The organism is Chryseobacterium sp. NRRL B-14798 (genome assembly GCF_050470705.1).
Taxonomy (GTDB): Bacteria; Bacteroidota; Bacteroidia; order Flavobacteriales; family Weeksellaceae; genus Chryseobacterium; species Chryseobacterium cupriresistens.
Map to the genome: position 1 here is coordinate 3,621,755 of NZ_JBFLUL010000005.1, position 12,571 is coordinate 3,634,325.

Annotated in this window: 10 protein-coding genes; 7 read left to right on the forward strand and 3 right to left on the reverse strand. The window is 37.4% G+C overall.

The window, feature by feature from the left end; translation table 11 throughout:
* The first annotated feature begins 287 nt into the window (after window positions 1-287).
* The 4 genes from AB1278_RS16665 (at window position 288) to AB1278_RS16680 (ending at window position 6,997) form a co-directional block, all read left to right on the forward strand.
* Window positions 288-2,408, forward strand: a complete 2,121-nt coding sequence (locus AB1278_RS16665; RefSeq protein ID WP_429815798.1) for a S8 family peptidase — start codon at window positions 288-290, stop codon at window positions 2,406-2,408.
* 75 nt (window positions 2,409-2,483) lie between these two features.
* Complete coding sequence (locus AB1278_RS16670) at window positions 2,484-4,556, forward strand: alpha-ketoacid dehydrogenase subunit alpha/beta (protein WP_429815801.1); 2,073 nt, start codon at window positions 2,484-2,486, stop codon at window positions 4,554-4,556.
* Window positions 4,557-4,671: 115 nt separating this feature from the next.
* Entirely contained in the window at window positions 4,672-5,703 is a 1,032-nt protein-coding gene (locus AB1278_RS16675) for a bestrophin family protein (RefSeq protein ID WP_429815804.1), read from the forward strand.
* Between the two features lie 199 nt (window positions 5,704-5,902).
* Window positions 5,903-6,997 (forward strand): serine hydrolase domain-containing protein, encoded by a 1,095-nt coding sequence (locus AB1278_RS16680; RefSeq protein WP_429815807.1) that lies wholly within the window; start codon window positions 5,903-5,905, stop codon window positions 6,995-6,997.
* A 38-nt stretch (window positions 6,998-7,035) separates the two neighbouring features.
* On the opposite strand, the gene AB1278_RS16685 is transcribed toward AB1278_RS16680, so the two are convergent.
* Window positions 7,036-7,494 carry an Lrp/AsnC family transcriptional regulator gene (locus AB1278_RS16685; RefSeq protein ID WP_202838532.1) on the reverse strand — a complete coding sequence of 153 codons (459 nt, stop codon included), beginning with the start codon at window positions 7,492-7,494 and terminating at the stop codon, window positions 7,036-7,038.
* Window positions 7,495-7,651: 157 nt separating this feature from the next.
* Between AB1278_RS16685 and AB1278_RS16690 the strand changes: the two genes are divergently transcribed.
* Entirely contained in the window at window positions 7,652-8,881 is a 1,230-nt protein-coding gene (locus tag AB1278_RS16690; RefSeq protein ID WP_429815810.1) for an aminotransferase class I/II-fold pyridoxal phosphate-dependent enzyme, read from the forward strand.
* Between the two features lie 189 nt (window positions 8,882-9,070).
* Here AB1278_RS16690 and AB1278_RS16695 read toward each other — a convergent pair whose 3' ends face one another.
* Window positions 9,071-10,084 (reverse strand): glycosyltransferase, encoded by a 1,014-nt coding sequence (locus tag AB1278_RS16695; protein WP_429815813.1) that lies wholly within the window; start codon window positions 10,082-10,084, stop codon window positions 9,071-9,073.
* A gap of 209 nt (window positions 10,085-10,293) precedes the next feature.
* On the opposite strand from AB1278_RS16695, the gene AB1278_RS16700 reads away from it, so the two are divergent.
* Complete coding sequence (locus tag AB1278_RS16700; RefSeq protein WP_202838535.1) at window positions 10,294-11,307, forward strand: SDR family NAD(P)-dependent oxidoreductase; 1,014 nt, start codon at window positions 10,294-10,296, stop codon at window positions 11,305-11,307.
* Between the two features lie 39 nt (window positions 11,308-11,346).
* Window positions 11,347-12,153 (forward strand): AraC family transcriptional regulator, encoded by an 807-nt coding sequence (locus AB1278_RS16705; RefSeq protein ID WP_202838536.1) that lies wholly within the window; start codon window positions 11,347-11,349, stop codon window positions 12,151-12,153.
* Between the two features lie 67 nt (window positions 12,154-12,220).
* On the opposite strand, the gene AB1278_RS16710 is transcribed toward AB1278_RS16705, so the two are convergent.
* Window positions 12,221-12,388 (reverse strand): hypothetical protein, encoded by a 168-nt coding sequence (locus AB1278_RS16710; RefSeq protein WP_202838537.1) that lies wholly within the window; start codon window positions 12,386-12,388, stop codon window positions 12,221-12,223.
* Window positions 12,389-12,571 lie beyond the last annotated feature (183 nt).

A 12,571-nucleotide genomic window follows, 5' to 3' on the forward strand; every position in this document is an offset into this window, starting at 1 on the left:
TTTTTTTCAATTAATTCTCCATAAAATGATAAATTATAACATATAAAACACAATAGAGTGCTAATCTCAGAGTTTTTGCAACTGTTTTCCTGTCAAAAAGCATCAATTCTCATTTAGATCCAGTAAAATAAAAACTATAAATACAAATTAAAATATTAAATCATTCATAAAAACCCAATTAAAACATTAAAACAATCAATAAAAACAGTATTTAATTAAATAAAACAAATAATAAAAGCATTTTATCTATATATTTATCAATAAACAACCATAAAAAAAATACCACAATGAAAAAAATTTTTATTTCGATCGGCATACTGATAACCATTGTCATGAATGCACAAAACAATAATGAAGTTTTAAAAAAAACATTAGAACGACAACGAATAGAAAACAACAAAAAATTTGATCTGTTTCTCTCAAAACATTTTGAGTCTGATAAAAAACCTGGGACACTTAAAGAACTCGAAGAACAGCGAAAAAATCTGGCAGGATTCGATCCGGATGGAAAGCCTTATTTCTATCAGTCGGATGATTTGGATCAAATAAAAAACTCCAATGCAGACTTTTTACAGAATGGCACCATCACAGGGTTGACAGGTTCATTTAACGGCGAAAATATTAAATATACCATCTTTGATGGCGGAAGAGCATTTGAAGGACATGAACTGTTTAACAACGCAGCAGACAGGGTTAATAATAAAGAAGCCAGTACCATGAATTACAGCTCACATGCCACTGCTGTTACAGGATTTATCGGCGCCAAAGACTATCCTTATACGCTTACATTTACCAATGGAACAACCCGGGTTACGAATTTAAGAGGAATAGCACAAAATTCAACTTTTGACAATTATGCCTTCGCTACTACAACATTACCCGGAGGTTCTGCTTCCAGTACGGTATTTGAAAAAATAGTCCTGGCACAGCCCAAAATATCCAATCATTCATACGGTACAAACCCTGGCTGGAGTAGCCTTTATGGAATTGCCTGGATATGGGGCGGGCAGTTCATAAGCCCTGGAACCACTGCTGATCTACAGGGAACCTATCTTGATAGCGACCAGACTTATGACAATATCGTGTATAATAATCCCACCTATGTTATCGTTAAATCAGCCGGAAATTCATATGGAATGGGGCCAACAGGAAACACCTTAGCTAAATATTATAAAAACAGTGCAGGAACTTATGTACAATTTGCAGCTACAGACACACTTCCACAAAACAACTGCGCTTTAGGATATGACTGTATTGGTTTTGGTTCTTTGGCAAAAAACATTATTGTAGTAGGTGCTTCTGATATCCTGACTGCCAGCGACAAAAGATACTCCTCTCCTTCTGATGTTATAAAATCAAGCTACAGCAGCGCAGGTCCAAGAGATGACGGCGCTATAAAACCGGACATTATTACTACAGGAACTAATGTAGGATATGGTTCCACAGCGGAAAATACAACAGGCAGCAGCTTATATAACGTGGGCAGTGGAACCTCTTTTTCCGGGCCTATTGTTACCGGAATCATAGGAGTCTGGATGCAGATTTATAAACAGCTATATCCTGCTCTTGAGCTTAATGCAGCCTCTGCAAAAACCTTAATGATCCACTCTGCATCGGAAGCAGGACCTGTCGGCCCGGACCCATGGAATGGCTGGGGGTATATAGATGCAAAAAAAGGAGCAGAACTTCTTGTAGGAAAATCCAACAATACCATACTATTTAATGATGAAACCTTAAATAATGGTTCGGTTAATGCTCGAACAGTGAAAGCATCCGGATCTGAACCCTTAAAAGTAACCCTATCCTGGATTGATCCGGAATATGTTATCCCCACAAGCATAACATGGGCAGAAGCCTACAACAACAGAACTTCCAGATTAATAAACGATCTGGATGTAAGAATTATAGATACCGGAACAGGCATCATTTATCAGCCTTGGAAATTAAATGCATTAGATCCAATGACTCCTGCTACAAAAGGAGACAACACAGTAGATAATGTAGAGCAGGTTGTTATTGATAACCCAACACCAGGAGCTGTTTATAGAATTGAGATTTCTCATAAAGGAACATTAAAAAATAACGCTTCTCCAAGTGTTACTTCCCCTCAGAATTATTCTATCATTGCATCAGGATTTAGCGAAGTGCTGGGAACCAAGGATGCCGGATTAAGAAAATCTGATGGCATAACGATCGCACCAACGGTTGTAAAAGATTTCACCAATGTATTAAAAGCTCCTAAAAATTCCACATTCAATGTCTATGATCTTTCAGGTAAGAAGTTACAGAAAGGAAAGATCAACAATCACAAAGAACCAATAGATTTATCTGCGTACACCAATGGAATTTACATCATTGAAATAAAAACAGACAAAGATGTTATTTCTAAAAAAGTGATCAAGGAATAACCTATATAAACAAAGATTTTTCACAAAATACTAACAGTTGTTAGTATTTTGTTTTTTTATGTATATTTGCTTCCTATGGAAAATGCACTTCACGAAAAAGTTTCTCAGGATATATTACTCAAAGCGTATAATCATATGATGCTGGCCAAGGCAATGGCTGACATTTACGAAGAAAACAGAAATGTATGCAAATACGTTCACAGTACTTCCAGAGGTCACGAAGCCATCCAGCTTGCGACAGCCTATCAGCTTAAAAAAGAAGACTGGGTTTCTCCCTATTACAGAGACGAAAGCATTCTTTTAGGAATCGGTTTTGAACCTTACCAACTAATGCTTCAGTTACTGGCTAAAGCTGATGATCCTTTTTCGGGAGGAAGATCTTATTACTCCCACCCTTCAAGCAGGGATGAAAACAAGCCAAAAATCGTTCACCAGAGTTCCGCTACTGGAATGCAGACTATCCCAACGACAGGAGTTGCACAGGGAATCAAATACATTCAGGATTTCAATCTTCAGCAATTTGAAAACAATCCTGTTGTGGTTTGTAGTCTTGGAGACAATTCCGTTACAGAAGGTGAAGTGAGTGAAGCTTTACAGTTTGCAGCTCTGCATCAGCTTCCGATCATCTTCCTTGTTCAGGATAACGAATGGGGAATTTCCGTAACGAAAGACGAAGCAAGAACCTGTGATGCATACGATTTTGTAGCAGGATTCACTGGGCTAAGCAGAATGAGAGTAGACGGAACTGATTTTGTGGAAAGTTTTGAAGCCATGAAAAAAGCCGTAGATTTTGTAAGAACAGAAAGAAAGCCCCTTGTTGTCTGTGCAAAAACGGTATTGATCGGTCACCACACTTCAGGAGTAAGAAGAGAATTCTACAGAGATGAAGAAGATTTAACAAAACACAGGGCCAAAGATCCGGGAGAGATCCTTAGAAAACATCTACTGGAAACAGGTGTTGATGAAGATCTTTTAAAGCAAATCACTAAAAAGGCGCGTCTTGAAGCAGAAGAAGCTTTTGAAAAAGCTAAAAATGCAGAGGATCCAAAGCCTGAAACCGTAATGCAGCACGTTTTTGCCCCAACTCCCATTACTGAGGAGACAGGAACACGTGAACCTGCCAACGGAGAAAAAATTGTAATGGTGGATGCTGCCATCCATGCCATCCAGGAACTGATGTGGAAACACCCTGAAGCACTTCTTTACGGACAGGATGTAGGTGAAAGAATCGGTGGAGTTTTCCGTGAAACGGTTACTTTAGGAAAAAAATTCGGAAGCAAAAGAGTATTCAATACGGCCATTCAGGAAGCTTATATCATAGGATCTACTGCCGGAATGAGTGCTGTTGGACTGAAGCCAATTGTTGAGGTTCAGTTTGCAGATTATATTTATCCGGGAATCAACCAGTTGATTACGGAAATTTCAAAATCAAGTTATTTAAGCGGTGGAAAATTCCCGGTAAGCAATATCATCCGTGTTCCTATCGGAGCCTATGGCGGCGGCGGTCCTTACCATAGTGGAAGTGTGGAAAGTATCTTAGCCAATATCAAAGGAATCAAAATAGCATACCCAAGTAATGCTGCAGATTTTAAAGGTTTGCTAAAAGCAGCTTATTATGATCCGAACCCGGTAGTGATGCTGGAGCACAAAGGATTGTACTGGAGTAAAGTTCCGGGAACTGAAGATGCCAAAACAATAGAGCCTGCTGAAGATTATGTTCTTCCATTTGGAAAAGGTAAAGTAATTATTGAAGCAGATAAGGATGAAACCGAAAAAGGCAGAACTTTATTGGTAGTTACTTATGGAATGGGAGTTTATTGGGCTAAAGAAGCAGCTAAGAAATTCAGCGGAAGAGTTGAAGTGATCGACTTAAGAACATTGATCCCTCTTGATGAAGAACTTGTTTTCGAAAGAGTGAAAGCGCATGGAAAATGCATCGTTCTGACAGAAGAACAGCTTAATAATTCTTTTGCAGAAGCTTTTGCACACCGTATTTCGAAAAATTGCTTCAGGTATCTTGACGCACCTGTAGAAACAATGGGATCACTGGATGTTCCTGCTGTTCCTATCAACCTTGTTCTGGAAAAAGAAATGCTTCCAAATGCTGAAAAGCTCAGCAGTAAAATCGAAGAAATGCTGAAATATTAAATAATTGAAACCTCTGAAAAATCAGAGGTTTTTTTTATTAATTTTAATCAACAGAACAGATGTCTCATTTTGGTATCTATTTTGTTGATATGCACCAAAAATTCCATACTTCTTTATGATCACTACTAAATACGTCAATTATAAGCAGGTTCTCAATTTATCAGGTTTTCATCTTATACTGATTTCAATCTGGTGTACGCTGATCGCTGTCCTGTTCTATTTTTTCAATTGGCAGTGGATGACGATTCCATGGGTTCCTGTAGCTTTGATTGGTACAGCAGAAGCATTCCTTGTAGGTTTTAAAAACAATCAGGCTTATGACAGACTTTGGGAAGCCAGAAAAATCTGGGGTGGAATTGTGAATTCCAGCCGTTCATTTGCCTCTATGGTGTATGCCTTCGATACTAAAAACGAAGAAATTGGTGTTTTTGATCTTGAAGACCGTAAAAGAAGAATCGTTTACCGTCATATAGCATGGTTATATACTTTCCGGGAACAGCTTTTGATTCCTACAGAATGGGAGCATATCAGTACAGAAAATAATAAATTCGGGAATATCAACCTGAGAAGAAACAGGTTAATAAAAGCCGGTTTTCCTGACTACGGAAGAGCTCCTATTTTCCTGCACAAATATCTGTCAGAAGAAGAATATGATCTTAAAAACGATTATAAAAATTTTGCTACCTATCTGATAGCCCAGCAGGCAAAAGACATCAACGAGCTGAAAAATATGAATGCCATTACAGATTTCAATCAGACTCAGCTTCAAAACAGTCTGAATGAATTCTACAATTTCCAGGGACAGGCAGAGAGAATCAAAAAGTTTCCTTCTCCAAGACAGTTTGCCAGTACAGCTTTTGTTTTTAATATACTGTTCATCATGCTTCTTCCACTGGGATTAGTGAACGAGTTTGCCAAATTGGGAGATTGGGGAATATGGACTTCTATTCCTTTCTGTATCATCATTGGATGGATTTATATCATCATGGAACTGGTAGGAGATTATTCTGAAAATCCTTTTGCTGGATTAATGTTTGATGTTCCGATGCTTTCAATCTGCAGAACGATTGAAATAGACCTTCTTCAGATGAGCGGAGAAACAGACCTTCCGGATCCTATTTCTTCTAAAAATGGAGTGTTGGTATAATTTCTTAGTTATCTTGAAGACCTAAACTTTATATCAAAATCATTGTAAACTTTAAAATATTCTCTAAAAAGTATTCAAAAAGTTCATTGTTTTTCATAATTTAGAAGCATTGAAAGCATAAGCTATATTGATTCATCCGAATTGATTTAGCTTTTACTTTTTCCATCAACTAATAATTTTATCCTTCCTTTTGTAAACAATGAAATCCAATCAACTCCTGCAGGCTATCGCAATGTTATGTCTTGCCTTATTCTCCCCTAAAGTGAAATCACAGGCAGCTTTCAACAAAGAGTTACCCAAAGAGTTTACGGACGGATTTACCAAAGAAATTAATGACAGCATTTCTTCTTTGGGATCTTTCATTGTTTCACAAAATAATAAGGTAATTTATGAGCAGTATTTCCATGGTGCCAATAAAGAGACTATTTTCAGTATAAAATCTGTTACCAAAAGTATCGTTTCTGTGCTGGCAGGTATCGCACAGGATAAAAACATACTTCCCAACCTCAATACTCCGGTTTTAAAAATTCTTCCGGAATACAATATATCGAGAAGCAGTTTCAAAAACATTTCCAATATTGAAGGAAAAGTAGCTCATGATTCCATCAGAAATACATTAACGTTAAAAAATCTATTGACCATGCAGGGTGGTTTTGACTGGGTTGAAAATTCAAAAATTTCAACAGCCATGTCATTTTCCGGTGATCCTGTAAAGTTTGTACTGGATCTTCCTTTTGAAGAATATCCTGGGACAGTCTTCAATTATAATAGTGGTGAAACCCATCTTTTCGGTGCGGCATTAGCTAAAATCGTAAAGACTAATCTGAAACAGTTCGCTACAGAAAATCTTTTCAGGCCGTTAAAAATGAATACTCCACGATGGGATACAGACTCCATGAACAGGAATATTGCAGGTTCGGAAATGTTTATGAAACCTGAAGACATGCTGAAGTTTGGTACAATGATCCTGAACAACGGAAAATTTAGCGGCAAACAGATCGTCTCTTCAAAATGGATTCAGGAATCTACTTCTGAACAGGTAAAACTGGATGCCTGGGATGTCATGCCGAATGCCGACGGTTACGGCTATTACTGGTGGCGTAGAAAAACCAACGGACATCAGGCTTTCGTAGCTACCGGATATGGCGGACAGCTTATCTGCATCATTCCTGATTTAAAAATGGTTATCGTGACGACCTGCTTTCTGAATGACAAAAACAGAGGCAGAAGCGAGATTAAAAGACTTCACTATTTTATCGACAATATGACCAAAGAAGATATTTATAAACATTGATCTTCCACACAGTTTAAATCAAAAAACCTGCGATAAGCTTACAATACAATCGCCGTCGTATTTTTAACTTCGGAAATCATAAATGAGCTGTGCGTACTTGCGATGTGCTGAAGTGTTGTTAGTTTCGTCAGCATAAAACTGCGGTAATCTTCAATATCTTTCACTCCTATTTTAAGGATATAATCATAATCTCCGCTTACATGGAAACATTCCGTAACTTCCTGAAGGTCCATTACCTCTTTTTCAAACTGAAGAACAAATTCTTTTTTATGCTGGCTTAGTTTCACATGACACAAAACGATAAAATTTTTCTTAACTTTACCCTTGTCCAGCAAGGCTACATATTTTGAAATAACCCCTGCATTTTCAAGCTTTTTTACACGCTCATAAATTGCTGTAACGGATAATCCAAGCTTAGCGGACAGTTCTTTGGTGGTTTGTTTACAGTCTTCCTGTAAAAAAGACAAAAGTTTCTTATCAGTTTCGTCAAGTTCCATAGATAATTTTTTGGTAAAAATTTAATACTATCGAAGATACTAAATATTTTTTCTAAATAAACAATATTTTACAGTTTTATATTCTATAAATTCAAATTTATGTTGTAATAATTAACAATTTAATGCAAATTAGAACCATAAAATAAAAACAATATTTATGGAAAACTTTAACGCAGCCAATGAGATCCAGGATCTTCAGTATTTTGGTGAATTCGGGGGAGTGAATCCTTCTATCTCTGACAGCTCCACCTATACCTTCCTTTCTGCAAAGACAATGTTTGATACTTTCGAAGGCAATGCGGAAGGATGCTATCTGTACTCCAGACATTCATCACCGATGAATCTTTATCTGGCCCAGGCTCTTGCCAAGATGGAGAACACAGAATCTGCCAACGTTACAGCATCCGGAATGGGAGCAATAACTTCTGTTTTGATGCAGGTGTGCAAAAGTGGAGACCATATTATTTCAAGCCGGACTATCTACGGGGGAACCTATGCTTTTCTAAAAAATTTCTTCCCTCAATTCAATGTAGCGACCACTTTTGTTGACATCAATAATTTTGAATCTATAGAAAAAGCAATCACTCCCAATACTAAAGTTATTTATTGTGAGAGTGTGAGCAACCCGCTACTTGAAGTAGCAGATCTTAGAAAGCTTTCCGAAATCTGTAAGAAATACAACCTGAAACTGATTGTAGATAATACCTTCTCCCCTCTTTCAATTTCTCCGACATTATTCGGGGCTGATGTCGTGATTCACAGCCTGACAAAGTTCATCAACGGAAGCAGTGATACGGTAGGAGGAGTATATTGTGCTAGTCAGGCATTCATTGATGATACCAAAAATGTCAATTCCGGAGCATGTATGCTTCTTGGCCCAACCATGGACAGCTTACGATCTTCAAGTATCTTAAAAAATCTGAGAACATTACACATCAGAATCAAACAGCACAGCCACAATGCCATGTATCTGGCTGAAAGATTTGAAAAAGATGGCTTAAAAGTATCTTATCCGGGCTTACCATCCCACAAAAACCATGAATTAATGAAAAGTATGATTCATGAAGAATACGGATACGGAGGGTTACTGACTCTGGATGCCGGAACAACAGAAAAAGCAAACGAACTGATGGAACTGATGCAGACAGAGAACCTGGGGTATCTTGCTGTGAGCTTAGGGTTCTATAAGACCTTATTCTCATGCTCAGGAAAATCTACCTCATCTGAAATCCCTGAAGAAGAAAGAGCATCTATAGGAATTTCAGACGGACTGATCAGGTTCTCCATCGGTCTTGACCACGATATCAAAAGAACTTACCAAAAAATGAAGGAATGTATGCTGAAAGTTGGAGTTCTTAACCACCATGAAAACATTTCCATTTCCTAAATTTATTGTAAAAAGGCTGTTTCATTTGTGAGAAACAGCCTTTTTTATTTATCAATCTACCTGTTTTGATATTGATTAACAAATGTTATGTGTAGTCTTTTACAGGTTTAGGCTAAAGCCATTGGAAGATTTTATTTATTTTGATGAATGGGCTAAAGCCCATTCCTATTGAATTTCCTTTACAGATAATTATCCCCGGTATTTCTTATAATAATGATGCGGAAAAGCATCCTCGGGCTTCATTCTGAAAACATTCAGCAAAATCCAGGACTTTAAAAATCCGTATCCGTAAGAAAACATCTGAATATACGTGGAAATAACTGCCATTCCGGCAATACTGATATTTTTTGTCAGCAATAAAGCGTGAAACAACACCAGAAAGGTATACAATCCATAAAAGGCAAGGATGATTCCTCTTCCCATAATAAAATACTCCAGAAAGCCCATCACATATCCCAGCATAAATAAAGTAGGAAAAGCAAAGGAAATTTTTACATAATTCGGGTGTCTCTGGTTAAGAATCGGTCTTGCACAGCCAAACTGATAGACCTGTTTGGAGAATTTTCCAAAATCGACCCTACGTTTGTGATATACAGCGATATCATCAAAAAAAGCAGTAGTAAAACCATTTTCCCATAGGGTCATGGAAAGATCCGGATCTTCACCAATTCTCATTTCGGAAAATCCGCCTACTTTTTTAAAGACTTCTTTTTTCACTCCCATATTAAAACTTCTGGGCTGAAATTTTGAAACCGCTTTCTTACTTCCCCTTATTCCTCCGGTTGTAAATACAGACGTCATGGAATAAGAAATAGCTTTCTGCATCAGATTAAATCCTTTATGCGCTTTATCAGCCCCGCCAAACGCATCACAAGGAATGGTCAGGATATCGTTTTTAATATGCTCAATATAATCTTTTTCAACAATGACATCACTGTCTACAAATACCAGCCATTCGTTAGCGGCTCTTGCCGCACCGTAATTTCTTGTCAGTCCCGGTCCTGAGTTATCTTTTCTGAAATATTTAATATCCAATCCCTGTTCAAAGTTTTTGATAGTAGGTTTCAGATCGATCAGAGAACCGTCATCCACGATAATGATCTCAAACTCCTTATCTGTCTGTTGAGTAAGAGAAGTCAGCAACTCAAAAAGTTCGTCTTTCCGGTTGTAAATGGCAACGACAATAGAAATAGTAGGCTTCAAATTGAAAATTTTTCAAAATTACTTATTCGCAGAACAACCTACAAACAGTTTAACAGCTTATTCAGATAAATTAACGATGTTACATTGTATTCTTCTCTCTGTACATATTTTATCAATGAAATTCTGAACCAAGTAATTTGGCATTCTAAACAAAATAAACATCCGGAATCCCTCCTAATTTTGCTATAGAAATTTAAACCAACAAAAAAATGGAACCAATTATCAGCACATTACAGCAACCCATTCAGTCAGGCTTTAACGCTTATTCAACAGCACAGGAAGTTATTCAGGGAATTGATCTTACTGGAAAAACAGTGATCATTACCGGTGGCTACGCAGGAATCGGACTTGAAACTACAAAAGTACTTACTTCGGCCGGAGCCTATGTCATTATTCCTGCAAGAGATATTGAAAAGGCAGGAAAAAACCTTACAGGAATTGAAAATATCAAACTTGAAAAAATGGATCTGATGGATCCGGCATCCATTGATGCCTTTGCAGAAAGATTCGTCTCATCACGCAGAAAACTGGATCTTCTTATTAATAATGCCGGGATTATGTGGGTACCACTCCGCAGAGACAGCAGGGGTTTTGAATCTCAGCTGGCGACCAATTATCTTGGACAGTTCCATCTCACCTCAAAATTATGGCCGGCTCTGAAAAAAGCAAATGGAGCAAGGGTTATCAGTGTTTCTTCGTATGGACATCAGATGGCTCCTTTTAATTTTGAAGACCCCAACTTTGAGGAAAGAAATTACGATACCCTTTCCGGATACGGACAATCCAAAACAGCTTGTAATCTGTTTGCCGTAGAACTAGATGAAAAAGGAAAAGAATTCGATATCAGAGCTTATTCTCTCCATCCCGGTTCTGTATATGGTACTGATCTGGGCAGAGAAGAACCTGTTGAGCTTTTTAAACAGCTTGGAACGCATGACGAAAACGGAAATATAAAACCTGAAGTTGAAGCACGATTAAAAACAATTCCACAAGGGGCTGCTACTACAGTCTGGTGTGCTGTGACGCCTCAACTTAACGGAATTGGCGGAGTGTATTGTGAAAACTGTGATATTGCAGAGGTAGACAGAGGGCAAATTGAGCACAGATTTGATGAACCGGCTACTATTCGTGGAGTACAACCTTATTCCATCGACAAAAACAATGCTGCCCGTTTATGGAAATTAAGTGAAGAGATGCTGGGATTTGAGTTCGATACCCAATAACTGTTTTTTAAATACATTTGTAATGAAAAACTTTTGACAATGGATTTCCAGATACAATACCTCACCCCGGATATCAAGCTTTCCAGTTATGATGACAAGCTCTTCAAAACGGAAACAGTTTTTGAATACCATATGCTGGTTTGGTTCATATCAGGAGAAACGAAAATTATTCAAGCAGATAAAACCTATGTTTTCAAAGCTGGAGATATTTTCCTGATTCCAAGAAACCATCTTGCCACGATTATCAATTATCCCAAAGACGGGCTTCCGCATAAAGCGGTAGTCATGCATCTTACCACAGAACGCCTGAAGAATTTTTACAGTTCTGTTGATGAGCAGAGGAAGACCGGAAATCACAAAGCCAGTATTCATCGCTTCAGCAGTCATCCGCTTCTGAGCAGCTGTCTTGCATCGCTCATACCTTATTTTGAAATGGAAGATCCGCTTCCTGAGAATATTGCCCATTTAAAAATCACTGAAGCCATCAGTATTGTAAGGGAAATTGATCCGGAGATAGATTATATACTCGCCGATTTTGATGAGCCGGGAAAAGTAGATCTGATCAGTTTTATGGAAAAAAATTATATGTTCAATATGCCATTGGAAAGGTTCGGATATCTGACAGGAAGGAGTTTATCTACTTTCAACCGGGATTTCAGAAAGATTTTTCAAACAACTCCGCAGCGATGGCTTACTCAAAAACGTCTTGAACTTGCCTATTATCATTTATCAGAAAAGAATAAAAAACCTTCCGATGTTTTTCTGGAAGTAGGTTTTGAAGACCTTTCCCATTTTTCACATGCCTTTAAAAAACAGTATGGCTTTGCGCCATCAATGACACGATAAATAAAATAGGTTGTACTAATCTGTACAACCTTTTATTATTTCAATTAAACTTATAATGTATGACAAGTTAATTTTTCTTTGGAATATCTGTATCTTTTAACTGCTTCTTTTGAGATATCACATGATGATTTAAAGCTTTTCTTTCAGGTTTTGAAGGTGATGATTTTGATCCGGAACCAAGCAGACCAAATAAATCAAGAACCACATCAAATATATCTAAAAAATTCCAGGACATTTCAATCTCCGAGTTTATGAATTATGATCTTCTAATTTATGTATTTTTTTCGTTTCTTCATATATTTTTTCCGACTTTCCATTGTTCTACAGCCTCTATCCTTTTACTTTAAAACCTGTTTTTGTTTTGTTATATGAACCATCCTGACTTAAAGTAGACATATAATATTGCAGAAATAATGAA

What these genes read in the sequence shown, in the direction of transcription:
- AB1278_RS16665 (WP_429815798.1), top strand. Translation starts at nt 288, where the DNA reads ATGAAAAAAATTTTTATTTCGATCGGCATACTGATAACCATTGTCATG.
- AB1278_RS16670 (WP_429815801.1), top strand. Translation starts at nt 2,484, where the DNA reads ATGGAAAATGCACTTCACGAAAAAGTTTCTCAGGATATATTACTCAAA.
- AB1278_RS16675 (WP_429815804.1), top strand. Translation starts at nt 4,672, where the DNA reads ATGATCACTACTAAATACGTCAATTATAAGCAGGTTCTCAATTTATCA.
- AB1278_RS16680 (WP_429815807.1), top strand. Translation starts at nt 5,903, where the DNA reads ATGAAATCCAATCAACTCCTGCAGGCTATCGCAATGTTATGTCTTGCC.
- AB1278_RS16685 (WP_202838532.1), bottom strand. Translation starts at nt 7,494, where the DNA reads ATGGAACTTGACGAAACTGATAAGAAACTTTTGTCTTTTTTACAGGAA.
- AB1278_RS16690 (WP_429815810.1), top strand. Translation starts at nt 7,652, where the DNA reads ATGGAAAACTTTAACGCAGCCAATGAGATCCAGGATCTTCAGTATTTT.
- AB1278_RS16700 (WP_202838535.1), top strand. Translation starts at nt 10,294, where the DNA reads ATGGAACCAATTATCAGCACATTACAGCAACCCATTCAGTCAGGCTTT.
- AB1278_RS16705 (WP_202838536.1), top strand. Translation starts at nt 11,347, where the DNA reads ATGGATTTCCAGATACAATACCTCACCCCGGATATCAAGCTTTCCAGT.
- AB1278_RS16710 (WP_202838537.1), bottom strand. Translation starts at nt 12,388, where the DNA reads ATGTCCTGGAATTTTTTAGATATATTTGATGTGGTTCTTGATTTATTT.